This window comes from Marinobacter sp. SS21 (assembly GCF_028369065.1).
Taxonomy (GTDB): Bacteria; Pseudomonadota; Gammaproteobacteria; order Pseudomonadales; family Oleiphilaceae; genus Marinobacter.
The window spans coordinates 103422-126908 of record NZ_JAQNDA010000003.1 but is presented as its reverse complement, the minus strand read 5'-3'; the positions used below and the strand labels follow the sequence as shown (position 1 = coordinate 126908).

Below are 23487 nucleotides of genomic sequence, written 5' to 3'. Positions count from 1 at the left end.
ATGATGACCCCAAAAGGCTGGTTGATAGCTCTGTGGCTGGTGGTTACGACCCAATCCGCGCTCGCCAGCGAGGAAGCCATGCAACACCGTGCCGGTGCGTTGGAAATCGCAGGAACGTCCGCGGCTGCCGGCGAAGATGAACCGCGGGTGCTGCACATCCTCCCTTGGCAGCCACCCAGCGTCGCCCGGCGTCCCCGTTCGGAATTCAATGGCAAGAGCCCGAGATTGCTTGCGCCAATTGAACCGGAGCTTTTCGACCGCCATCGACGCTTGTATCAGACCCTGGACCCGGCGCTGGATTCCCGTTTTTACCTGTATTAACCCATTGGAGATTGATTATGTTGGAGACTGTGGTTCGTTTCTTTCAGGACGGTGGCCCGTTCATGTACCCCATAGCGCTCGTGCTGGTGATCGGCGTCGCCATCGCCTTCGAGCGTTTTGTGTTCCTTGGCGCCGTGCGTCGAAGCAACCGAAAGACCTTCGAGCGGGGCATTTGGCCGCTTCTGCAAAATCGCGACTATCAGCGGGCCATGAAGGCGGCCTCAAGCTCTAACAGCGCCATCGCGGCCATCCTGGGCGCAGGGTTGGCGCGGCTGCTGAACAATCAACGCCGGGACGACATCGAATATGCCATGGAAGAAGGCTTGATGGAGGTGCTGCCACGTCTGGAGAAGCGAACCCAGTACCTGGCCACGTTGGCGAACGTCGCCACTTTGCTGGGTCTTCTGGGTACCATAATTGGTCTGATTGCCGCATTCACCGCCGTCGCCAACGCGGATCCGTCCCAGAAAGCCACTTTGTTGTCTCAGAGCATATCGGTCGCCATGAATACCACCGCGTTTGGCTTGATTACGGCGATTCCGCTGTTGATGTGTCATGCGCTGTTACAGACCCGGACCAATGAGATCGTGGACAGTTTTGAAATGGCGGGCGTGAAGTTGTTGAACAACATTGCCGACCAGGCACCAACCCAGGCTGTCTGAGGGGGCGTGCAATGATGAGACGCAAGCAGCGGCGGAAAATCTCCAATCCGGAGATGGATATCACCGCCTTTCTTAACTTGATGATTGTATTGGTACCGGTCTTGTTGCTCGGCATGGTGTTCAGTCAACTGCGCATGATTGAGCTGAACTTCCCGGGGATGGACCCGGGCAAGGCCCCCGCGGCGGAAGACCTGGCCCTGCGGGTTAGCCTGTCAGCCCATGGCATCGAAGTTGAGGATAGCGGGCACGGCCTGATCGGAGTTTTACCTCTGGTGGAGGGAAGGCATGACTACAATGGACTGCGTGAGCTGTTGATTCAGATCAAACAGCGGGTCCCGGATAAAACCGACGTAGTACTGGAAGTGCCACTCAGCACCGATTACCAGACCCTGATCGCCACTATGGATACCCTTCGTTCCTACCAGGCCGTGGTGGCAGCCAGCTTGGTGACTGCAGAGTTGTTTCCGGATGTGGCGCTGGCAGATGCAGAGATAGCGTCAGAACGCGAGTCCGCCTCCCTGGCGCTGGAGGCTGGACGATGAAGGCTTCTCGTCGGGCCCAGAGCCGGCGCCGTCATTACCAGCGAATGCATAAGCCGGGGGGGCTAAACCTGGTGTCGCTGATGGACATCTTTACCATTTTGGTGTTCTTCCTGATGGTGAACTCGTCCGATGTCAAGGTGCTGCGTTCTGAATCCGGTATGGACTTGCCGCAATCAACCGCTGAGGCGCCGGCGGCCGATACATTGACCGTTTTGATCACGACCGAAGCGATTTTGTTGAACGGTCGTGAGGTTGCCCGACTGGCCGACATCCCGGCGGCTGATGACGTCGTGGCCGATCTGGCAAATCACCTGCGGCAGTTGCGGCCGCAGCAGAGCGGAGTGCCGGAGGCGGGATTTGAAATCACGGTCTTGGCGGAAAAGAACACCCAGTACCGTCTGTTGCGCAAGATCATGCAGACCTGTGTGGAGGAAAACTACCGACAGGTGCGGCTTGCCGTCAGAACCCGCGGCGAGGTGGCCAATGGATAGCCGCGGAGACAGCGGTCACCTGTTACCCTGGTCGAATGACCGTAGCGATCAGGGACGCTTCGGGCTGGTGTTTGCCGCCCTGCTGGTGTTGGCCAGCATTCCGGCCCTTGTCATTCCCCGTTTGGAGTTGGCCTCCCTGCAAGCGCCTGCCAGAGAGTCCGTGGCACCTCAGGTGACACGGCTAATTCGTCCAGTTGAGCAGCGCCAACCGATACCGCCGGCAGCGTCGGCTGTGGAGCTTCCTGCTCCTGCCATACCGCGAGTAAGCGAGCCTGGCCCCGAGCCGGAGCCTGACAGGAGAGCACAAACTCCGAGAACACAAACGGTGGAGCAGGCCCGACAGGTTGCATCCCGGTCTGGCCTACTGGCCTTGCAAAGCCAACTGGCCGAGATGAAAGCGCCGGTAATGAGCGACGGGAATGAGCTGTCTGCCAACGTTTCGTCATCACCGGAGGAGGTTCACGCCGGTGCGCCGACGGTGACGGCAGACGCATTATCGGGCAGCGGCGGTGTGATTGAATCCGACGCGCCAACCCGGAAGGTGCTGCTTTCGCAGCATACCGTGGCACAGGTGGAAGCGCCGGTGGTGGCGCCGGTCGCCAAAGCCACACCGGCACCGGTACAAGCGACGTCGCAAAGGGCCATGAGCAATATTCGACAGGTATTTGAAGCGCAGAAGTCGGCCCTGTATGCGCTGTATCGCCGGGAGTTGCGTCAGAATCCGGCTCTTGAGGGCAAGCTCCTGCTGGAACTCATCATCGAACCCGATGGGCGGGTCTCACACTGTAAAGTGGTCAGCTCCGAACTGGCAAACCCGAGCCTCGAACAACGAGTGGCCAATCGGGTGCTGCTGTTTGATTTTGGTGCCAGTGATGTGGAGCAACGGACGGTGCGGTTCCCGATTGACTTCCTGCCGTCTTGATCGGTTCGTGCCTTGCCTGGCTAATATTCGATCGTGATCTTGGGCAACCGGGGTTTGGGTAAGGTCAGTGATTGGCTCGGCGCCATGACCTTGGCTTCGCCGATCACAACTTTTTGATCATGTTGATTGCGGACATCGCAACGGATCACTACCCGGTTTTTCGACTCCTTGGCCAAAACGGTCAGAGTGACGGTCAGGGTGTCTTGGAGCTTTACCGGCCGCTTGAACGCCAGGTTCTGCTCCAGATAGATTGTGCCAGGGCCAGGAAGCACCGTCGCCAGAGCGGCGGAAACCAGAGACCCGCTCCACATGCCGTGAGCAATGCGTTCCTTGAATGTCGTGCCGGCCGCAAATTGATCGTCCAGATGAACCGGGTTTATGTCCCCGGAAACGGCGGCGAACAGCACAAGTTCATCCTCGGTGAGCGTGCGGGAAAAGGTTGCGCTATCTCCGACCTGCAGTTCGTCGTAGGTCACATTTTTAAGCTGATCGGGAGACTGATCCATTACCTGGCCTCGTCGGGGGAGGGTGAACGACTCGAGACGTTGAAAGCTACCTCATCGTTCTCAAAACTGCTATTCTCTCCCGACTTTTTTGGGTTGAGACTTTCGTCTGGTTGTTTTTCGATCATTTGGTGATCAATGACGATGCCATGTGAAAAACAGTGCAGCCTGCCAGTCATAATATTCAATAAAATTTCAACCGGGCGGTGTTAGCTTGTTCCGGTCGATCGACGCGGTTCAGTCGGCCGTGCCCGATAATGATTATAAGCACAAATGGAAACAGGAGATGGTGTGATGGATTTTGCGCAGTTCTATCAGGATAAATACCCGGCGGGCACGCCCCGTGAGGTGGACCTGGAACAATACCAAAGCATGATTGAGGTATTTGATCAGGCGGTAAAGAAATTTGCCGATCGCCCCGCGTTCAGCGCCGTAGGTGTCACGCTGACCTATCGTGATCTGGACACGCAAAGTCGCAACTTCGCCGCCTGGCTCCAAAATAAGACCAACCTTAAGCCGGGCGACCGCATTGCTGTCCAGATGCCGAACGTGACCCAATACCCGGTGGTGGTCTACGGCGCCATGCGGGCCGGTCTGATCGTGGTCAACACGAATCCGCTGTACACCACCCGGGAGATGGAGCACCAGTTCAACGACTCCGGTGCCAAGGCTCTGGTGGTGTTGGCAAACATGGCCGAAAATGCCGAGAAGGTGCTCCCGCACACTGGCATTGAGCACGTCATCGTGACTGAGATCGCGGACATGCATTCGCCCATCAAACGGACCTTGCTCAACGCCGTGATCAAGCACGTCAAGAAGATGGTCCCGCCGTTCAATTTGCCGAAAGCTCATAAGCTTCCGGCCGTGCTGAGCGCTGGCAGCAAAGAGAAGTTCACCCCGGTTGAAGCCAAGAAGGACGATATCGCGGTACTGCAGTACACCGGTGGTACCACTGGTGTGGCCAAAGGGGCAATGCTGACCCACGGCAACCTGGTTGCCAACCTGCTGCAGACCCGTCCGATGATGGGCGCAATGATCGAAGAGGGTAAGGAAGTGGTCATCGCACCGCTGCCGCTGTACCACATTTACTCCTTCACCCTGAACTGCGGCATTATGCTGGAGGCGGGCTGCCACAATGTGCTGATTCCGAATCCGCGTGACATCCCGGGCTTCGTCAAGGAACTGAAGAAGCACAAGTTCACCGCGTTTCTCGGCCTGAACACGTTGTTTGTGGCTCTGTGCAACAACGAAGAATTCAAAGGTCTCGACTTCAGCGGCCTGAAGCTCACCGCATCCGGTGGTATGGCGCTTACCAGCGATACCGCCAAAATGTGGAAGCGGGTAACGGGCTGTGAAGTCACCGAAGGCTACGGTATGACCGAGACTTCTCCAGTGGTGACGTTCAACCCACCCAGTGCGATTCAGCTGGGCACCATTGGTCTGCCAATCTGCAACACCACCATCAAGACCATTGATGACGAAGGTAATGAGACTCCGCTGGGTGAACCGGGTGAGCTTTGCGTCAAGGGACCGCAGGTTATGCGCGGTTACTGGCAGCGTCCGGAAGACACACAGAAGTCCTTCACCGACGATGGCTTCCTGCGTACCGGTGACGTCGCGCTGATCCAGGAAGACGGCTTCATCCGCATCGTCGATCGCAAGAAGGACATGATTATCGTGTCTGGCTTCAATGTCTTCCCGAACGAAATCGAAGACGTGGTAAGCAGCCACCCGAAAGTGGTCGAGTGTGCCGCTGTTGGTGTGCCAGACAAGAAGAGTGGCGAGGCCGTCAAGGTCTTCCTGGTACCGTCTTCGGGGGATCTTTCCGAGGGCGAGCTGAAGGAATTCTGCCGCGAGCGTCTGACCGCTTACAAGGTGCCCAAACTGTTCGAATTCCGTGAGGAATTGCCGAAGACCAACGTCGGTAAAATCCTGCGTCGGGAACTTCGTGACGAGGCCGTCAAGTAAGGCTCCGTTAACGGACTGGCCGGTGTGTCCGGCCCCTGCTCTCCAAAGACCCTGCCACGGCAGGGTTTTTTCGTTCATTGCGATCGTCAATAACGGTAGACTACATCCCCGAACCGACTTCTCCGAACATACCCAGGGAGTCTTTGAGAGCCGCCGATGATTGGCGATAGATCAGAGCTTCCCCAGCTCCACGGTGTTTCCAGTCCATGAAGCAGTCACGAAAGCCCAGCAAACGATCCACGCCGGTCTACAGCCCCCAGGCAACGGCATTGCTGGATCAACTCGACCTGTGTGCACAAAGCGAAGCAGCCAAGATCCGCCGGCTGGTTCATCGCTATAAAGGCCAGCCCGATGAACGCCAGCTACAGCAGCTTGGCGAGGTGCTGGCCCGTGGCCAGGAGCGGGTGCGCCAGCGTCGTGACGGCCATCGTCAGGCCTCGTTCCCAGCCGGATTGCCGGTCAGCGACCGGGTTGACGATATCGCCGAGGCGCTGGAGAAACATCAGGTCATCATCGTCGCCGGAGAAACCGGCTCCGGCAAAACCACCCAGATTCCAAAAATCTGCATGAATGCGGGGCGGGGAATTCGAGGGCTTATTGGGCACACCCAGCCGCGACGTATCGCTGCGCGTAGCGTGGCTGCGCGAATTGCGGAAGAGCTGGGGGAGCAGACTGGCGATCAGGTGGGTTACCAGATTCGCTTCACCGATACCACCAGTGAGACATCCCGAATCAAGGTCATGACCGATGGCATCCTGCTATCGGAAGTTCAGCATGACCGGTTCCTGGATCGTTACGACACGCTGATCATCGATGAGGCTCATGAGCGGAGCCTGAATATTGATTTCCTGCTCGGTTATCTCAAGCAGCTATTGCCCAAACGGCCGGACTTAAAGGTTATCATCACCTCCGCCACCATCGAAGTGGAGCGTTTCAGCGATTTTTTCGGCGACGCACCGGTTATCGAGGTCAGCGGGCGCACCTATCCCGTTGAGATGCGTTACCGACCGTTGTCGGGCGACGAGGACGACCGAGATCAGAGCTGGTCGGACGCCGTGTTGAGCGCGTTAGCGGAAATCGAGAGCCACGAGCGTCAGGCCAAGAAGAGCCCTGGCGACGTCTTGATCTTCCTGCCCGGGGAAAGGGAAATTCGTAACCTGAGCAAACAGTTACGCCATGCCGATCTCAAGCACTCCGAAGTTCTGCCGTTGTACTCCCGGTTAAGCAACCAGGAACAGAATCGGGTGTTCCAGGCCCACCGGGGCCGTCGTATCGTGCTCTCCACCAATGTGGCCGAAACGTCGTTGACGGTGCCAGGCATTCGCTATGTGATCGATACCGGCGTTGCCCGCATCAGCCGCTACAGCGTGCGTTCCAAGATTCAGCGATTGCCGGTGGAACCCGTCTCCCAGGCCAGTGCCAACCAGCGGGCGGGACGTTGTGGCCGGGTGGCGCCGGGAATTTGCTTTCGCCTCTACGACGAAACCGATTTCCTGAATCGCCCCGAGTACACGGATCCGGAGATCCTGCGAACGAATCTGGCGTCGGTCATACTCCAGATGGCTACGTCTGGCCTGGGAGAGATCCGCAATTTTCCATTCCTGGAGGCGCCGGATAACCGGCTCATCAACGACGGCTACAAGCTGTTGGAAGAGCTCAATGCGGTGGATGGCCAACGCAGGGTCAGCCCCTTAGGGCGGACCATGGCCCGGTTGCCATTGGATCCGCGGCTGGCGCGCATGCTCGTGACAGCCGCTGAGCAGCGCAGTCTGGACGAAGTCCTGATTATTATCGCCGGCCTCAGCATTCAGGATCCCAGGGAACGCCCTCAGGAGAAGCAACAGGCTGCCGATCAGGCCCACGCCGAATTTGTTGATAAGGACTCAGACTTTATCAGCCTGCTCAATTTATGGAACTTCTACGAGGAACAGCGCCAGGAGCAGTCACAGAACCAGCTCAAGAAGCTGTGTAAAAAATATTTCCTGTCCTGGCTTCGAATGCGCGAGTGGCGGGATATCCATCGCCAGCTGACCCTGATCTGCCGCGAGCAGAAGTTGGCGTTCAATCAGCACGCCGCCAGTTACCAGGCCATTCATACCGCCATCCTTGCGGGACTGTTGGGGCAGGTGGCTACCAAACTGGAGAAGCGCGAGTACCTGGCCACCCGTAATCGTAAGGTCGCGATATTTCCCGGTTCCAAGGTCGCCAAGACCGCGCCCAAGTGGTTGGTCGCCGCTGAGGTGGTGGAAACCAGTCGGGTGTTTGCCCGGATGGTGGCGCGGATTGAACCGGAGTGGATCGAGCCGCTGGCCAGTCATGTGGTTAAAAGAAATTACTTTGAGCCCCATTGGGAGCGAAAGCGGGCCCAGGTCATCGGCTACGAGAAGGTGACGCTCTATGGTCTGGACATCGTTCCGCGGCGTCGAATCGGCTACAGCAAGATTGATCCGGTGGAATCCAGGATTTTGTTCATCCGCCGGGCACTCGTCGAGGGTGACTTTCACACCAAGGCGCCATTCATTCAGCGTAATCAGGCGCTGCTGGCATCCGTCGATGAGCTGGAGCGAAAGAGCCGCCGGCGTGATCTGTTGGTGGACGATGAGGTGCTGGCGGAGTTTTACAATCAACGCCTCCCGGCAGCAGTGGTCAGCGGCCAACACTTCGAGCGGTGGTGGCAGGCGTTACCAGAACAGGAACTGCAACAACTGGAACTCACCGAGGCCGACATCCTGCAGCGTACAGTGCAGGAGTCGGCAGACCAGTTGTATCCGGATTACCTGGAGTGGGAGGGAGTCAGTTACCCGCTGTCTTACCAGTTTGAGCCCACCGCGGCGGATGACGGTGTCACCTTGAAGGTGCCGGTGATGGCACTGAAGCAGTTGCCGAACCAGCGCCTGGAGTGGCTGGTTCCGGGTTTGGTGCGGGAAAAGTGCATAGCCCTGATCAAGGGGTTGCCGAAATCGCTGCGCCGTAATTTTGTGCCGGTGCCTGATTTTGTCGATGCGGCCCTGGAGGCCATGGAGCCTACCAATGAGCCGCTGGCGCTGAAGCTTGGCGACCAGCTGCGCAGGATGACCGGGGTACGGATTGATCCGGGGAGCTGGGCCGAAACGGCGTTGCCAGCCCACCTGCGAATGAACGTTAAAGTGGTCGACGACCAGGGCAAGATCATCGCCCAGGGCCGGGATGCCGATGAACTGCAGGATCGCCTGGAAGGACGCGCCGAAGCCGAGCTGATCGAAAGTGGATCCCTGACCCAGGCGGAGACCCTGCCAGATGCTGAGGATTGGCAGTTCGGCGAGCTCCCAGAGGTTATTAAAACCGAAAAAGGGGGGATGCAGGTCACGGTCTATCCCGCATTGCAAGACCGTGGCAGGAAGGTGGGCTGCACCCGCTATCTCGATCCGCTCACTGCCGAAGACGAAACCCGCAAGGCCGTTGCCCGGTTGATACTGAACCGCCTTGGCAATTCACTTGACGGCATCGACCGACGCTTGCTTCATTTTAAAGCATCGGCGTTGTTGTTCGCTCCGGTAGGTCAGGCCCGTGTGTTGTTGGATGATTTCCTGTTAGCCACCGCCATGACGCATTTTCTGGGCGACGTGCTGCCCCGCAGCGGAAATGCGTTTGATGCCGTCTACGAGAAACACCGGGGCGATTTCTTTGCAGCCCTGGAGCGGGCCGACGAGGTGCTGCACCGTGCGATGACGGGCTATCATCGGGTGATGAAACAGCTTAAGGGCAAAATTAATCTGGCCCTTGCCAACAGCATGGCGGATTTGAAGTTTCAGTTGGAGCAGCTGGTCTACCCGGGTTTTCTGGTGGCTACGCCGGTCGATTGGCTCGAACAGCTTGAGCGCTATTTTGAGGCCGCCGATATCCGTCTTGAGAAAATGCCCCGAGAGATGGGGCGTGAGCGGGAATTTCTGCACGCCATCGAACCGCTGTGGGCGCGATATGCGAAGAAGTTGGAGTACCAGCAGCGCCAGGGTGTTCGCGATCCGGAACTGGTGCAGTACCGGTGGATGCTGGAGGAGTTCAGGGTGTCCTATTTCGCGCAGCAACTGGGCACCCGAATGCCAATCTCCGTTAAACGACTCGACAAGCAGTGGGCCGGCGTCAAAGTCTAGTGAGCCTTGTCGACGGCCATTGATCCGGCCATCAGGGCCATTTTTTGTCCGCCAATCAACCCGCTAGGCCGGTGGGCTCAAGAGGGAGCAAGTAGTTAATAAAGAATATGCTAGTATTCTCGCTCTACGAGATTACTTTCAATAACACACTGTGGGGTTACGCGTGATTAAAGCTGTTATCAGCGGTACGGGACTCTATACACCGCCAGCAACAATTTCTAACGATGAATTGGTCGAGGCGTTCAATGCTTTCGTCGAACTCCATAACGCTCAACATGCGGAAGCCATAGCCCGGGGCGAGATGGAGGCGTTGCAGCCTTCTTCCTCTGCCTTTATCGAAAAGGCTTCCGGCATCAAGAGCCGGCATGTCGTTGACCGTGAGGGAATTCTTGATCCCGAGCGCATGTGCCCGAGCATCCCGGAGCGAAGCAACGACGAGCCATCGGTTCAATGTGATATGTCCGTCGCGGCGTGCAAGGAAGCGCTGGAACAGGCCGGTAAAACCGCGGCTGACGTGGATGCGGTGATCGTAGCCTGCTCAAACATGCAGCGTCCGTATCCGGCTATTTCGGTTGAAGTCCAGCAGGCACTGGGCATCGACGGCTTCGCCTATGATATGAATGTGGCGTGCAGCTCCGCCACCTTTGGCTTGCAGGCCGCGGTGAACGCCGTTGAGAACGGCACCGCACGAGCAGTGTTGGTGGTGAACCCGGAAATCTGCTCAGGCCACCTAAATTTCCGTGATCGGGACAGCCATTTCATATTTGGTGATGCCTGCACCGCCATTCTGGTGGAGCGCGACAGCGACGTGGCTGAGGGCAAGGGCTTCGATATTCTCGGCACTCGCCTAAAGACCAAGTTCTCCAACAACATCCGTAATAACTTCGGCTTCCTGAATCGCGGTGATGAAAGCGGTATTGGGCAATTGGACAAGCTGTTCGTGCAACAGGGTCGAAAGGTATTCAAAGAAGTGTCGCCGATGGTGGCGGAGACCATTCAGGGCCATCTGGAAAGCCTGTCGATGAGTCCCTCCGATCTGGCCCGGCTCTGGCTTCACCAGGCCAACCTTAATATGAACCAGTTAATTGCCCGCCGTGTGCTCGGACGAGATGCCACGGTGGAGGAGGCGCCGGTTATTCTTGACGAATACGCCAACACCTCGTCGGCGGGTTCCGTCATAGCGTTTCACAAACACAGCGGTGACCTGGAGTCCGGCGCCTTGGGTGTGATTTGCTCCTTCGGCGCCGGATATTCCATTGGCAGCGTGATTGTGCGTCGCCGATAGATCGCGGGGGCCTAAGCTCCGTCTGCCAGGCTGCGAAGGCTGTCTGGCAGACGGGTGGAGGACCTCAGTTGTCGGTCTACCCAGACCACTTTGGCATAGCCTTCGGCATAGAGCTCCCCGTTCTCTGTGTCGGTCAGGGTGTAGTAGGTATCCAGGCTGGAATTTCCAGCCTTTCCCACGTATGTTTGCACCTCGACAGTCGCCGGGTGCCTGATTTCTTTGATAAAGGTTGCACCGGTTGTCACGATGACCGCACCGGTGGGGGCATTGTTGTCACCCAGGCCGAGTGAGGCCAGCCAGTCCATCCGGGCCTCCTCGAAGAATCGGAAGTACACGGTGTTGTTTGCGTGACCCAAAGCATCCATATCGCCCCATCGTAGGGAAAGGGTGATGCTTCGAACGGGTTTGCCGGGTACGGGCATGGCGGTTCCTCTGGTTATTTCACAAGGCCAGGAATAGGGTGTTCCGTGGTGCGGTATTTTTGACGAAACAAGATGGAAAGCACAACCTCAGGATCGATATGAGCCAAAGTTTCGCGTTGCTTCGTAAACAATCCCTGCTGCTAATGGTTTTACTGGCCCTGGCCCCTGGCCTGTTTGCCCAGCCCAGCCCGCCGGAAAGTTCGGTATCTACCGTCGCTGATCCTTTTGAAAACTGGAACCGCAAGATATTCCGGTTCAACGAATTCATGGACCAATGGTTTCTACGACCGGTGGCCCAGGGCTATCGGACGGTAACTCCCAATTTCGTTGATCGCGGTATCACCAATTTCTTCAGCAACCTCAGTGAAGTGCGCAACCTGGTCAACAGCATTCTCCAGCTCAAAGGGGAATCCGCCGTGGTTGCAGCGGGCCGGTTCACCTACAACACGGTATTTGGACTGGGCGGTCTGATCGACGTGGCCACAGTCTTTGACCTGCCGGAGCGCCCCGAGGATTTCGGCCAGACCCTGGGGCATTGGGGCGTGGGTGGCGGGCCATACCTGATGTTGCCATTTCTCGGGCCATCCAACCCGCGGGACTTCACCGGATTGACTACCGATTTAGTGGTACTTCCGTCGTTATGGGACTATGTTGAAAGTCCGGATAACTATTATGCACGCTTTGTGCAGGTGGTTGATCGGCGTGCCGATTTGATCCCTGCGGAAAGCTTCCTGTCCGGCGACAAATACTCGTTTCTCAGGAGTGCTTACCTGCAACGACGGGAGTTCCTGATCAACGATGGGCAACCGGTTGAAGATCCGTTCGCCCAGGATGGCGACGATTTGATGCTCGACGATTTCTGATGAACCCACGGCATGCTCGGTGAGGGGTGTCGTGGGTAATCAAAAGGAACGCTGGCGATGGCAGATTCGCGCATTCGCAAATATCGGAAAATGCTAGCGACCGCACCCAATTACGAGGTTTGGAAAGCAGCGGCGCTTGAACTCGATTACCTGGAAGGCAACGTAGAATGGAAGGAGGATTTCGCGTCCGACCTATACCACTACGAGTTGATCTACGACAGACTCAGTAATCTGAGACAGTATCATCAACAGTCTGATTTTGAACGCCTGAGGCGTGCCCTCCGGGAAGGGCTGCATCATGATTTGGGTAACATGGGCAATGCCGCCTTGTACTCCCGTTCCCGGGTGGGCACCAAGCACCTGATTGAGGAGTATATCAATCAGGTCTGTGAATCCCTCAATTTCCTCTGTGACAAGCCCATTCCTGAATTCTCCCTGGAGGACAAGCTCCAGTTTTTTCGAGATACTTTCACAAGCTTTGGCCGTCCCACGCTGTTGCTGAGCGGCGGCGCCACCCTGGGCATGTTCCATTTTGGCGTTATCAAGGCGCTTTGGGAAAAAGGGCTGTTGCCTCAGGTGGTGGCCGGCTCCAGTGTCGGTGCGATCATTGCGGGTATTCTCGGGGTCCATACTGACGACGAAATCCCCGACATGCTTGTGCCGGAGAACCACCACCTGCAAGCCTGGAAATGGAAGGGCTTGCTGAGCGCCTTCCGTGGCGATGGCTTGATGGACCAGCAGCAACTCAAGGATTGCCTGCGTGCGAACATGGGGGAGTACACCTTTGAAGAGGCGTTCCAGAAGACCGGGCGCTCCATCAACATCAGCGTTTCGCCGGTGCAGACCAATCAGAAAGCGCGACTGTTGTGCGGATACACGTCGCCCTATCTGCTGATTTGGAGTGCGGCATTGGCCAGTGCCGCAGTGCCTGGGGTCTATCCGCCCGTCACCCTGATGAAAAAAGACCTGTATGGCAGCGTGCTGCCCTATATGTCGCGGCAGAAATTTGTCGACGGCTCGGTGGTCAGTGATCTGCCCATTGAGCGCCTGATGCACCTTTATGACGTCAACTTCACCATCGTTAGTCAAACCAATCCCCACGTGGTGCCGTTCCTGAATCGGCGCGGTGTTGACGAAAAACTGAGTCTCGGTCAGCTGCCGTGGCACTTTCTCAAGTCCGAAGTTCAGTTCCATGGCCAGGGGGTGTTTGACTACCTGCGCAAGCGGGTCAAGCCCGAACTACTGCGACAGCTCTCAGGGCACATGCACACCATCATGGCTCAGCGTTATTTTGGTGATGTCACCATCGCGCCGCAGTATTCGCTGCGTCATTACCGTCACATGCTGGCGAACCCCGATCCCAAAACCGTGCGACAGATGATCCTGGAGGGCGAACGCGCCACTTGGCCAAAAATTTCCATGATCCGCTCCCATGCTCGCATCTCCATGACCCTCGAGCGCTGCGTCGCCCGGCTCAGAGACCAGCAGAAACGCTCGCAACGGGAACTCCGTCTGGTGAACAACGCGCAAACCGGTGGAACTTGAGATGGCAAGCCAGGGAGCGCGGCGGTATGATACGGCGATGATTTTGCGACGGTAGGCAGCCTACGGTTCGAAATCCCGGGCTTTTTGGCACAGCACCTGACTGGACGTCCATGTACTATGAATTTTTTGGGTTTCGGGAACCCCCGTTTTCCATCGCCCCGGACCCACGTTACCTTTACCTGAGCGATCGCCATAAAGAGGCGCTCGCCCACCTGATGTATGGCGTCGGGGGGCAGGGCGGCTTTATTGTCATCACTGGGGAAGTGGGCACTGGTAAAACCACGGTGAGTCGCTGTTTCATCGATAACGCCCCGGACAACGTCGATATGGCGATTGTGCTCAATCCCCGGCTGTCCGCCCGGGAGCTGTTGTCCAGCATCTGCGATGAGTTGGGCATTGCCCATCCGGCGGGCTCCTCCATCAAGCGGCTGGTGGATCTTATCAATCAGGATCTCCTGGAGGCCTACGCCGCGGGGCGTCATAAAGTACTGCTGATCGACGAGGCGCAAAACCTGTCCGCAGAGGTGCTCGAACAGCTGCGGCTACTCACCAATCTGGAAACGGCGGAGAAGAAGCTGCTGCAGATTGTTCTGATCGGCCAGCCTGAACTCAACGACATTCTCGCCCAACCCGAACTGCGGCAGCTCAACCAGCGGGTGACGGCCCGCTACCACCTGGATTCCCTGGGCAGGAACGACCTGCCATCCTACCTGCGTTTCCGGCTCAGCGTCGCCGGGGTGCGGGGTGAGCTGTTCAGCCCCGGAGCGATCAAGAGTCTGTATAAGCTCAGCGCCGGGATTCCCCGGTTGATCAACCTGATCTGTGACCGGGCGCTGTTGGGGGCTTATGCCGAAGGGGAGCATCGGGTGGGTGCCGAGACCATCAAGGTTGCCGCCAAAGAAGTGATCGGCAAGCAGCCCGGCGCGGGCCGGAGACATACGGCTCATCGCTCGACACGTCGTTACGGTGCGCCGGTACTGGTGACCTGCATGGTTGTCGCGGTCGCGCTTACGATGGTGGCCATGGAGTTCTTCCGCGCGGGTCTGGGGCCAGGCTTGGCGGGCATTGAGCAAGCCGTGGCCAATGGCATTGAAGACCACACGGATTTATCCGCTGCCGGCACGGTCGAACGGCCGGCGCCTGCGACCTCGGGCTCAGCCCCGGATGATTCCGCCTCGCCGCCGGCTTCGCCAGTGGAAAGCCGGCCCGAGTTCCAGTTTGAATCCGGTGGCCTCTCCCAGCGACAAGCCTTTGAAGCCCTCTTTCAGCTTTGGGGGGAACAATATGTACCGTCGGAATATCCGGTAGCTTGTGAATTTGCCAAGAGCCGAAGCCTGGATTGTCTCTATCGGGAAGGTACCCGCCGCAGTCTGGAACAGCTCAACCGTCCCGCCATCCTGCGGTTGGTCGACGAGCAAGGTGCGACTCGCTTCGTAGCCCTGGCTTCACTGGATAGCGATCATGCCCGGTTGCAGCTGCCAAACGGTGAACAGCAGACGGTGCGGTTCGGCGAGCTGGAAAGATACTGGTTCGGTGATTTCATCATACTGTGGCGCTTGCCGCCTTACCTGTCGGAGAATCGCAACAGTCAGCTGGCCAGCAGCAAAGAGCTCTGGTTGAGCGCGCAGCTGATGCAACTTGCGGAGTTGTATGGCAACGATGTGGACGAACGGACCAGGGTCAAGGCGATGGACTACCCGAGTCAGGTCCGCTGGTACCAGGGCAAGAAAGGCCTGAAGGTGGATGGCATTGCCGGAGCCATGACACTGATCCAGGTGAACAATGACCTCAACCCAGGCGTGCCCCGGCTATTGAGATCGGGAGATTTCAACTGACATGTCTTACATACTTGATGCGCTGCGGAAGTCCGAGACCGAGCGGCGCCAAGGACAGGTGCCTGATCTTGGCCAGCAGGTCCAGCTTATTCATCGCCCCCAGCCCAGATCCATACCCGCTGCGGTTTGGATTGCGTTGGCGCTGCTGCTTAATGCGGCCGTGCTAGCCTATGTGTTCTGGCCTGGACAGTCGGCAGGCCTGATTGAGTCGGTACAACCCACTTCGGGCGAGCGGTTGTCGGACCCTGCCACAGTGACTGCGCCTAGCGTAGCACCTGCACCGACCGCGGAGACGACAACAAACGCGGAGCCACCACTAATGGTGTCGAATTCTGCCGCGGGGGTTAGTCTGCCCGTCAGTTCGCCGGTGCCTGCGCCCGAGCCGAGTCGAGACACCGCCAACCCCCAACGAACGGCAGTTGCCCAACGGCCAACGGTCATTGTGCCCTCGCCACGACGAAATGAGGCCGTGGCGGAATCGCCATTGTCGGATCGCTATGACTATGGTGAGCGGGTGCCGCATTTGGTCGAGTTGCCGTTATCCTTTCAGCGACAGGTGCCCAGCCTGATCTTCAACAGCCACATCTACGCCTCGGATCCGTCCGGTCGTCGGGTGATGATCAACAACCACTACCTCAGAATCGGCGACAGCTTCAGTGGGATTCGGGTCGAGCGAATTACCGAGGAAGGCGTGGAGCTGAGCCTCCATGGCCGACAGTTCCGTGTGGGTGTCGTGCGTGACTGGGTAAGCCCACGCTGATGGCTCTTACCGAAACCGTCAAGCAGGAAATACAGCAAGCCTACCGCAGTGTCCTTGAGGGCAAGGGCGTTCGCGCCCGCTACGGGCAGCGCCTGATGATTGCCGAAATTGCGCGTTATCTGGGTAGCATTACCGAAAGCGACGGCCTGCGCACCTCGCCGCCGGCCAGTTGCGTGGTGGAAGCCGGGACCGGTACCGGCAAGACTCTGGCCTACTTGATCGCGGCCATTCCGATTGCTCGTGCGCTGGGCAAAACCCTGGTCATATCCACCGCCACGGTGGCGCTGCAGGATCAGATCGTCAACAAGGACTTACCCGACCTCAAGGCTCACAGCAACCTCAAATTCAGTTGGTGTCTGGCAAAAGGCCGGGGGCGTTATCTGTGCATGTCCCGCCTTGAGGCCCGCCTCCATGATGAGGGGGCCGGCGACAGTGAAACCATGCCCCTGTTCCTGCTGGATAACGATAAGGAGCAGGAGCCGGGAACCCGAGAGTTTTTTGAAGACATGCTGGCGCGCTATGGCTCCCAGGAATGGGACGGTGACCGCGACCACTGGGCCAGCCAGATTCCCGATGAGGTGTGGCGACAGGTCACCACCGACCACCGCCAGTGTACCAATCGCCATTGCAGTTACTTCGACAGCTGTGCCTTCTTCGATGCCCGCAAAGGCGTGGAAGATGCTGACGTGGTGGTGGCCAATCATGATCTGGTGCTGGCCGATCTTGCACTGGGTGGCGGCGCCATTTTGCCCGATCCGGAAAACGCACTGTTCATCTTCGACGAGGCCCACCATCTGCCGGACAAGGCGCTGAATCACTTTGCCGCATCGGTGCCGCTGCACGGCACCCGGCAATGGCTGAAGCAACTGTCCCAGGCGTTGGCGAAGATTCCTCCATACCTGACGCCAGGCACCCTGGCGGCGAAAACAGTCGATAAGATCAGTGAGTCGGCGCGGGACGTGGATCTGGTGCTGCAGCAAGTGTTTGACGAGGTCGATCGCGGTCACGACTGGGAACTGAGCGAGGACCGCCGCCAGGACCAGTGGCGTTTCCCGGAAGGGGAGGTGCCGTCGTCAGTGGCTGCTCTTGCCGCTACCGCCCAGGTCGCCACGGCCGCGCTGGTGCGCCAGCTTGGGGTGCTGGCGGACGAGTTGCAAAAGGCGTTTGACGACAAGAAAGACAGCGACGTGGATCGGGACACGGCGGAAGCCTGGTATCCGGTGATTGGCTCCTTCCACAGTCGGGCCGAAGATCAGTTACGGTTGTGGGTTGCCTGGTGTGAGAAGCCCGACGAGGGCAAGGGCAAGGCGCCGCCGGTCGCTCGTTGGACGACAAAGCAACGTTGGGAACACGTCGAGGATATCACCCTCTACAGCAGTCCGGTGCTGGCGGACAATCTGCTCTACAGCCGATTGTGGTCACGGGCCTATGGGGCCGTACTCACCAGTGCCACGCTGACGGCCCTCGGCAAGTTTGACCGCCTGCGGTCGCGGGCCGGGCTGCCGGAGCAGAGCCGATTTATGGTGGTGCCCAGCTCGTTCCGTTACGCCGAAATGGCCAGCGTCGAGGTGCCCGCGATGCGCTCGTTGCCGACAGACGATGACTTCACCGAGGCGTTGGTCAAACGGCTTCCGGATCTCTGGGCCGCGGACAAGGCCACGCTGGTGCTGTTTACCGCGCGTCGCCAGATGCACACCGTGCGGGACCGGTTGGCCGAGCAGTACCCCGGATTGATCACTACCCAGGACGATATGGCCAAGGGTGAAGTACTGCGGCTGCATCGAGAGCGAATCGACGGCGATAAGCCCAGCGTCCTGTTTGGCGTTGCCAGTTTTGCCGAAGGCATTGATTTACCGGGCCACTACCTCAGCCATGTGGTGATCACCCGGTTACCCTTTTCGGTGCCCGATGATCCAATCGAGGCCAGTCTTGCAGAATGGGTGACGGGACGAGGCGGGAACCCGTTTATGGAAATCACCGTGCCTGACGCTTCCATTAAGCTGGTTCAGGCGGTAGGACGGCTGTTGCGCACCGAGCAGGATCAGGGGCGGGTTACCATTCTGGACCGACGGATCGTGACTCGGCGATACGGGCGACTCCTGCTGGATGCCTTACCGCCATTCCGGCGCCTGATCGAGCCGTAACCAACAGGGTTGCTGGTGCCGGAAGGCAAAAAAAAGTGCCAACCAAAAGGGTGGCACTGTAGGAAGGCGGGGGTGGATGGCCCCCTCGCGTTGTCCAACGCGGAACAAGAAATCTGAAGGCCTGAAGTTTCAGAAATCCGGGTGAGGTGACCCTCACCGACAGTACGATCATAAAAGCTCAGGGGGCGTAGAGGGATCGTCCAAAGGGCGTAGAGCATAGCTTTTTCAGGCAGAAAATGTGACCTGAATCACATTGCTCACAGCAATCCGACCTGACGAGCTTTTGCCAGCGCTTCGGTGCGGCTGCTGACCGCAAGCTTACCGTACAGGTTACGGATATGCGCTTTCACGGTGGCGCCTGCCACATCCATCCTGATGGCAATCTCCTTGTTGGCCAGACCCTCATGGATCAGTTGCAGAACCTCCTGTTCCCGTTGACTCAACGCTTCCACCAACGCCACGGCGCCGGTGCCGGCAATACTGGTGCCCATTGGCTCAGTACAGGCCAGCAGCAGCTGACGAAGGGTGCTGGTCCAACGGCCGGGGGAGTGCATCACGTCCGTTTCAAGCATCGCTTGGCGGATCGGCAGGCCTTCATCAAGAAACAGGCGCAGGAATCCCGCTGCCTCGCCTCTGGTAAGGGCCTCACTAAGGATTGCCAGAGCACCCGCATAATCGCCTTCGGCTAACTCGCAGGCGGCGAGGATCAATCTGGCTTCCACATGCTGTCGTACGCTCACAGTTTCCGTGGTTTCCGTCAGCAGGGCGTTCAGCCGCTGCTTGGCGAGCGCAGGTTTGCCCAGATAAACCAGGGCACGCCCGGCACTGAGTTCGTTCTGGGTTCGGGGCAGTGGGCTTGTCGACGGTAATTCGTCGCAGCGTTTGAGCCAGGCCAGTACTCGGCTTCTATCCTCCAGGGCGAGGTAACAGCGCAACAGCAATGCACCGCTGGCGGGTGGCTCAAACACGATGTGACAGTGCCTTTGCCCAGCGGTGGCGGCGGCATCGTCCAGCGCTTCGATCGCTGCCTCGAACCGACCTTCGCTAAAGGCCAGATGGCCGCGGACATACTGGATGATGACGTGCTGTCCGGGTTCGGTGCCGCTTTGCAGGTGCTCCAGCAGCGGGACCAGGTAGGCTTCCGCCAATTGCTGGTCATTGCGCTCCCGGTAGATTTCCACCATGACGCTATTCTGCCAGCAGGAAATCAGTCGTGGCTGTTGCGGGTCGTAATAGTGCTGGTCTACCCAGCCACGGATTTCAGATGAGGTCTCCAGCGCCTGATCGATGTCGCCCCGGCTGCATTGGATCCAGGCCAGTAACCCCCCGCTGGACAGCACCGTGCTGGGTTTACGTTCGAACTGTCCGTGCTGGACGGAGGAGCGCAGTGCATCTTCCGCCGCTGTCAGCTCGCCCTTGCCGAAGTAATCCAACCCCAAACCGTAATAGGTCACGGACTTGAGAGGGATGCGAGTGTGGTCGATGTCCCTCAGTACCTGTTGGGTCAGGTCCGTGGCGCTTTTTTCATCGCTGCGACTGCGGGCCAGGTAAGAGCGTATCAGGGACATTTCGCTTCCCAGCCCTAATGCGCCCTCGGCATCGGGGTGGGAATCGGCCACTCGCCGGTCCAGCTCGTTTTCCAGTTCGGTGAGTTCGGGCTCGATCCGGTCCAGCCGGTTTGCAAAGAACAGGCCCCAGATTCTCAGCATCATCAGCTGGGGACTGGAACGCATCAGGGGCGTCGGCAGTTTCTGTAACCAATCGAGCACCGGCAAATGGAAGCCGGCATGAATCAGATTGTTACCATGCTGTTCCAGTACTTGGGCAAGCCATGGCCAATCTTTGCGATCCACCAACTGGGCGATGCTCTCCTGGATGTGGTTGTGGCCCAGCAGCCATTCGATGCCCTTGATCTGCAGCGCCTCAACCCGCTCTGGATCCTGTTGTCTTGCCTTCTGCAGCAGCGCTTCCCGGAACAGATCGTGATAGCGGAACCAGTGGTGATCGGAGTCCAGTGGAATCAGAAAAAGGTTATCCTTCAACAACCGTTCCAGGTAGTGCTGGCTGTCCTGGCTGACCCGAATCGAATCGCACAGTGATGCACACAGCCTGGGGGGGCAGGCTGTGTCCATCAAGAACCGCGCCACATCGGTGGGCTGCTGGTCGAGGATTTCGCTCAGCACATAGTCACTGATCTTGCGTTCATCCACCGTCAGTGGCGACGACAAGGACTTGGATTGCGGGTCCATCTCCCGTCCAGACAGTGCCGACAGTTGCATCGCGGCCACCCAGCCTTCGGTGTCCCGCCAAACTTGCTTAATGGCATCGTCGCTTAGCGCTATCCCCATGTAGTGACGAAAGAAATTTCGGCACTCAGTCTCGGAAAAGGCCAACAGTTGTGGATGGATGTCGCAGACCCAGCGGCGGACCCGCCAGCGGGGCACCGGCAACGCCGGCTCAACGCGGGAGGTTACGGTTACGGTAATTTGCGGCGGCAGATAATCGATAAAGTAGGCCAGTTGGCGGAGGATTTGCGGGTCCTTGATGACATGAAAATCATCCAGGACCAGAATCCGTGCATCAGGGCTCTGGGCCAGCGTGTTGAGTAACGCGGTGACGGCGCCGTCGAGTTCGTTGTCTGGATAGGTCTGAATGAGAGCGATGACGTCCGCCATTGGCTCGGCACCGTCATGGGCAATGGCACCGGCTACGTAATGCCAGAATCGGCGAGGCACATCGTCATGCTCATCGAGAGCGAGCCAGGCGACCCGGTCGGCCAAACCCGCACACCATTGGCTGACTAGTGTGGTTTTGCCATACCCGGCCGGCGCCACCACCAGATTCAGTCGTTTCGGTTGCTCCGGCTCCAGAAGACGCAAAAGCCGGGTTCGATGAACGGCGCGCACGTCGGCAGCAGGTCGAAGGAATTTGGTGGTCAGCAACATGGGCGCCAGGTCACTCTTTACGTGTTTTCAGTCCGTTAACAGCACAAATTGTGTGGTTTACCCTATTGAAGTCAAGAGTTGATAGAACAAATTGCGAGAAACCGGGCCACCGGTTCGCTATAAATGGTCTAAACTGACTAAACGAAAGCACATATTCTAAAAAGGCATGAAAAATAATATTGATATGCGTATTCTTTCGCCAAGCAGGTTCCGATACGACACATTCATGGAACGGAGTTCGTCGGTTTTCAGGGGAGCGACAGGGTAGATGAAATTACAGCAACTGCGATATATCTGGGAAGTTGCGCATCACGATTTGAACGTATCCGCCACGGCCCAAAGCCTGTTTACGTCCCAGCCTGGCATTTCCAAACAAATCCGTTTGCTGGAGGATGAGCTTGGTATCGAAGTGTTTGCGCGCAGCGGCAAGCACCTGACGCGGATCACCCCCGGCGGCGAAACCATCATCCGCGAAGCCGGCGAAATCCTTCGCCGGGTCGAGGGCATCAAGAAGATTGCCCAGGAGTTCAGTAACCAGAAGAAGGGCGAGCTCAGTATCGCCACCACACACACCCAGGCGCGATACGCATTACCGCCAATCATTCAGGGGTTTATCGAGGCCTACCCGGATGTCTCCCTGCATATGCATCAGGGCACGCCGATGCAGATTTCCGAGATGGCGGCTAATGGCGCGGTCGATTTTGCCATTGCGACCGAGGCCATGGAGCTGTTCTCAGACCTGATTATGATGCCCTGTTACCGCTGGAATCGCAGTATCATCGTGCCCCGCAACCACCCCTTGGCAAACGCCAGCGAATTGACCTTGAAGCGCCTGGCTGAATATCCGCTGGTGACGTACGTGTTCGGCTTCACCGGCCGCTCCAAGCTGGACGAGGCATTTCAGGCGGAAGGCTTGAGCCCCAAGGTGGTATTCACGGCAGCGGATGCCGATGTCATCAAGACCTATGTGCGGCTGGGGTTGGGCGTCGGCATTATTGCCAGCATGGCTTACGATGCCAAAACCGATTCGGACCTGGTGTGCCTGGACGCGCAGCAGCTGTTCCGGCCCAGTGTGACCCGAATCGGCTTTCGCAAGGGCACTTTCCTGCGAGGCTATATGTACGAGTTCATTCAGCGTTTCGCCCCTCATCTGACCAGGGAGCGCATCGATGAGGCGGTTTCCCATCAGGGCAACCGGGCCGAGCTCGATGCCTTGTTCGACGACATCGAACTGCCAACCTACTAGGAGCACTGGCGCTCGCACACCCAGAGCTGCCCTGGAGATGTGCGAGGGGAGCAAGCGGCCTCCGTAGGAGGCCAGATCCAGCGGCTCAGTCTTTCGCGATGATGTTGTCCGAGTGCAGACCGCACTCCTTCTTGGTGGCTTCCTCCCACCACCACCGTCCTTCCCGCTCGTGCTGTCCCGGCAATACCGGCCGGGTGCAGGGCTGACAACCGATACTGATAAATCCCTGCTCGTGCAGCTTGTTATACGGGGCTTCGCTCATGCGGATATAGTCCCACACTTCTTTGGACGTCCAGTGTGCCAGCGGATTGAACTTGACCAGTGTCTTGTCGGACGTGGAGAAGGCTTCGTCAATCTGCACCACTGGTACATCATTGCGGGTGTCAGGGCTTTGATCCTTACGCTGGCCAGTGATCCAGGCATCCAGTGTCGCCAGCTTGCGGCGCAGGGGATTGACCTTGCGAATCCCACAGCATTCTTTGTGGCCATCCTGGTAGAAACTGAACATGCCCTTACGGCTGACCAGGTCCGCCACCTCGTCGGCGTCGGGGAACATCACTTCGATGTCAATGTTGTAGTGTTCCCGTACACGATCAATGAATTCGTAGGTTTCCGGGTGTAGGCGACCGGTATCCAGGGTGAACACCTTGAGATTATCGGTGAGCTTGTGGGCGAGTTCGATAAGGGCCACGTCTTCCGCGCCACTGAAGGAAATCGCGATGTTGTCGTAGCGGGCCAACGCCGCTTTCAGAATGGCCCGCGGGCTGGCGTCGGCCAGTTCCTGCTGAAGTGTGTAGATGTCTGTCATAAGTCTCTAATCGGGAGTCGTTGGTTGTGTCATCAGCGTGGGGAAGTGGACCGGAGCTTCTGGGTCTGAAAAGTGGGCAAGACCAAAAAGGGGCG

General features: G+C 58.1%; 18 protein-coding genes. 14 read left to right on the top strand and 4 right to left on the bottom strand.

Going from position 1 to position 23487, the window contains the following annotated elements:
• The 5 genes from N6L25_RS05025 to N6L25_RS05005 are packed head-to-tail and all read left to right on the top strand — an operon-like array spanning window position 1 to window position 2938.
• Entirely contained in the window at window positions 1-321 is a 321-nt protein-coding gene (locus N6L25_RS05025) for a hypothetical protein (RefSeq protein WP_271978541.1), read from the top strand.
• 17 nt (window positions 322-338) lie between these two features.
• Complete coding sequence (locus N6L25_RS05020; protein ID WP_271978539.1) at window positions 339-983, top strand: MotA/TolQ/ExbB proton channel family protein; 645 nt, start codon at window positions 339-341, stop codon at window positions 981-983.
• Window positions 984-994: 11 nt separating this feature from the next.
• Window positions 995-1525 carry an ExbD/TolR family protein gene (locus tag N6L25_RS05015; RefSeq protein ID WP_334312383.1) on the top strand — a complete coding sequence of 177 codons (531 nt, stop codon included), beginning with the start codon at window positions 995-997 and terminating at the stop codon, window positions 1523-1525.
• The gene (locus tag N6L25_RS05010; RefSeq protein WP_271978537.1) at window positions 1522-2016 is read left to right on the top strand and encodes an ExbD/TolR family protein; all 495 of its coding nucleotides are present in this window, start codon (window positions 1522-1524) and stop codon (window positions 2014-2016) included. Before N6L25_RS05015 ends, N6L25_RS05010 begins: the two co-directional genes overlap by 4 nt.
• The gene (locus N6L25_RS05005) at window positions 2009-2938 is read left to right on the top strand and encodes an AgmX/PglI C-terminal domain-containing protein (RefSeq protein ID WP_271978535.1); all 930 of its coding nucleotides are present in this window, start codon (window positions 2009-2011) and stop codon (window positions 2936-2938) included. Before N6L25_RS05010 ends, N6L25_RS05005 begins: the two co-directional genes overlap by 8 nt.
• A 20-nt stretch (window positions 2939-2958) precedes the next feature.
• Here the strand turns inward: N6L25_RS05005 and N6L25_RS05000 are convergent, their stop codons facing one another.
• Window positions 2959-3444, bottom strand: a complete 486-nt coding sequence (locus N6L25_RS05000) for a MaoC/PaaZ C-terminal domain-containing protein (protein ID WP_271978532.1) — start codon at window positions 3442-3444, stop codon at window positions 2959-2961.
• A 291-nt stretch (window positions 3445-3735) separates the two neighbouring features.
• Here N6L25_RS05000 and N6L25_RS04995 point away from each other — a divergent pair, with 291 nt between their 5' ends.
• From N6L25_RS04995 to N6L25_RS04985, 3 genes are all read left to right on the top strand, one after another.
• Window positions 3736-5409 (top strand): AMP-binding protein, encoded by a 1674-nt coding sequence (locus tag N6L25_RS04995; protein WP_271978530.1) that lies wholly within the window; start codon window positions 3736-3738, stop codon window positions 5407-5409.
• 206 nt (window positions 5410-5615) lie between these two features.
• Window positions 5616-9539 carry an ATP-dependent RNA helicase HrpA gene (gene hrpA / locus N6L25_RS04990; protein ID WP_271978528.1) on the top strand — a complete coding sequence of 1308 codons (3924 nt, stop codon included), beginning with the start codon at window positions 5616-5618 and terminating at the stop codon, window positions 9537-9539.
• Window positions 9540-9702: 163 nt separating this feature from the next.
• Window positions 9703-10824 (top strand): beta-ketoacyl-ACP synthase III, encoded by a 1122-nt coding sequence (locus N6L25_RS04985; RefSeq protein WP_271978526.1) that lies wholly within the window; start codon window positions 9703-9705, stop codon window positions 10822-10824.
• A gap of 11 nt (window positions 10825-10835) precedes the next feature.
• On the opposite strand, the gene N6L25_RS04980 is transcribed toward N6L25_RS04985, so the two are convergent.
• Window positions 10836-11246 (bottom strand): acyl-CoA thioesterase, encoded by a 411-nt coding sequence (locus N6L25_RS04980; protein ID WP_271978524.1) that lies wholly within the window; start codon window positions 11244-11246, stop codon window positions 10836-10838.
• A gap of 98 nt (window positions 11247-11344) precedes the next feature.
• Between N6L25_RS04980 and N6L25_RS04975 the strand changes: the two genes are divergently transcribed.
• The 5 genes from N6L25_RS04975 to dinG all read left to right on the top strand — a co-directional run bounded on the left by N6L25_RS04975 (window position 11345) and on the right by dinG (window position 18393).
• Window positions 11345-12109 carry an MlaA family lipoprotein gene (locus N6L25_RS04975; protein ID WP_271978522.1) on the top strand — a complete coding sequence of 255 codons (765 nt, stop codon included), beginning with the start codon at window positions 11345-11347 and terminating at the stop codon, window positions 12107-12109.
• A 57-nt stretch (window positions 12110-12166) separates the two neighbouring features.
• Window positions 12167-13654, top strand: a complete 1488-nt coding sequence (locus N6L25_RS04970) for a DUF3336 domain-containing protein (protein ID WP_271978520.1) — start codon at window positions 12167-12169, stop codon at window positions 13652-13654.
• 110 nt (window positions 13655-13764) lie between these two features.
• Window positions 13765-15489, top strand: a complete 1725-nt coding sequence (locus N6L25_RS04965) for an ExeA family protein (RefSeq protein WP_271978518.1) — start codon at window positions 13765-13767, stop codon at window positions 15487-15489.
• A 319-nt stretch (window positions 15490-15808) separates the two neighbouring features.
• The gene (locus N6L25_RS17665; RefSeq protein ID WP_334312382.1) at window positions 15809-16249 is read left to right on the top strand and encodes a general secretion pathway protein GspB; all 441 of its coding nucleotides are present in this window, start codon (window positions 15809-15811) and stop codon (window positions 16247-16249) included.
• A complete protein-coding gene (gene dinG, locus N6L25_RS04955) occupies window positions 16249-18393 on the top strand; it encodes an ATP-dependent DNA helicase DinG (RefSeq protein WP_271978514.1) in 2145 nt (714 codons plus the stop codon). Before N6L25_RS17665 ends, dinG begins: the two co-directional genes overlap by 1 nt.
• A 257-nt stretch (window positions 18394-18650) precedes the next feature.
• On the opposite strand, the gene N6L25_RS04950 is transcribed toward dinG, so the two are convergent.
• Entirely contained in the window at window positions 18651-21338 is a 2688-nt protein-coding gene (locus N6L25_RS04950) for a LuxR C-terminal-related transcriptional regulator (RefSeq protein ID WP_271978512.1), read from the bottom strand.
• A 268-nt stretch (window positions 21339-21606) separates the two neighbouring features.
• On the opposite strand from N6L25_RS04950, the gene cysB reads away from it, so the two are divergent.
• Entirely contained in the window at window positions 21607-22584 is a 978-nt protein-coding gene (cysB, locus tag N6L25_RS04945) for an HTH-type transcriptional regulator CysB (RefSeq protein WP_271978509.1), read from the top strand.
• 85 nt (window positions 22585-22669) lie between these two features.
• Here the strand turns inward: cysB and N6L25_RS04940 are convergent, their stop codons facing one another.
• Window positions 22670-23392 (bottom strand): phosphoadenylyl-sulfate reductase, encoded by a 723-nt coding sequence (locus N6L25_RS04940; protein ID WP_271978507.1) that lies wholly within the window; start codon window positions 23390-23392, stop codon window positions 22670-22672.
• Between the last annotated feature and the right edge of the window lie 95 nt (window positions 23393-23487).

Excerpts from the sequence above, each read along its gene's own strand:
- N6L25_RS04970 (WP_271978520.1), top strand. The coding sequence starts at position 12,167 with ATGGCAGATTCGCGCATTCGCAAATATCGGAAAATGCTAGCGACCGCA.
- N6L25_RS05025 (WP_271978541.1), top strand. The coding sequence starts at position 1 with ATGATGACCCCAAAAGGCTGGTTGATAGCTCTGTGGCTGGTGGTTACG.
- hrpA (WP_271978528.1), top strand. The coding sequence starts at position 5,616 with ATGAAGCAGTCACGAAAGCCCAGCAAACGATCCACGCCGGTCTACAGC.
- N6L25_RS05020 (WP_271978539.1), top strand. The coding sequence starts at position 339 with ATGTTGGAGACTGTGGTTCGTTTCTTTCAGGACGGTGGCCCGTTCATG.
- cysB (WP_271978509.1), top strand. The coding sequence starts at position 21,607 with ATGAAATTACAGCAACTGCGATATATCTGGGAAGTTGCGCATCACGAT.
- N6L25_RS04940 (WP_271978507.1), bottom strand. The coding sequence starts at position 23,392 with ATGACAGACATCTACACACTTCAGCAGGAACTGGCCGACGCCAGCCCG.
- dinG (WP_271978514.1), top strand. The coding sequence starts at position 16,249 with ATGGCTCTTACCGAAACCGTCAAGCAGGAAATACAGCAAGCCTACCGC.
- N6L25_RS05015 (WP_334312383.1), top strand. The coding sequence starts at position 995 with ATGATGAGACGCAAGCAGCGGCGGAAAATCTCCAATCCGGAGATGGAT.
- N6L25_RS05010 (WP_271978537.1), top strand. The coding sequence starts at position 1,522 with ATGAAGGCTTCTCGTCGGGCCCAGAGCCGGCGCCGTCATTACCAGCGA.
- N6L25_RS04965 (WP_271978518.1), top strand. The coding sequence starts at position 13,765 with ATGTACTATGAATTTTTTGGGTTTCGGGAACCCCCGTTTTCCATCGCC.
- N6L25_RS05005 (WP_271978535.1), top strand. The coding sequence starts at position 2,009 with ATGGATAGCCGCGGAGACAGCGGTCACCTGTTACCCTGGTCGAATGAC.
- N6L25_RS04975 (WP_271978522.1), top strand. The coding sequence starts at position 11,345 with ATGAGCCAAAGTTTCGCGTTGCTTCGTAAACAATCCCTGCTGCTAATG.
- N6L25_RS04995 (WP_271978530.1), top strand. The coding sequence starts at position 3,736 with ATGGATTTTGCGCAGTTCTATCAGGATAAATACCCGGCGGGCACGCCC.
- N6L25_RS04980 (WP_271978524.1), bottom strand. The coding sequence starts at position 11,246 with ATGCCCGTACCCGGCAAACCCGTTCGAAGCATCACCCTTTCCCTACGA.
- N6L25_RS17665 (WP_334312382.1), top strand. The coding sequence starts at position 15,809 with ATGGTGTCGAATTCTGCCGCGGGGGTTAGTCTGCCCGTCAGTTCGCCG.
- N6L25_RS04950 (WP_271978512.1), bottom strand. The coding sequence starts at position 21,338 with ATGTTGCTGACCACCAAATTCCTTCGACCTGCTGCCGACGTGCGCGCC.
- N6L25_RS05000 (WP_271978532.1), bottom strand. The coding sequence starts at position 3,444 with ATGGATCAGTCTCCCGATCAGCTTAAAAATGTGACCTACGACGAACTG.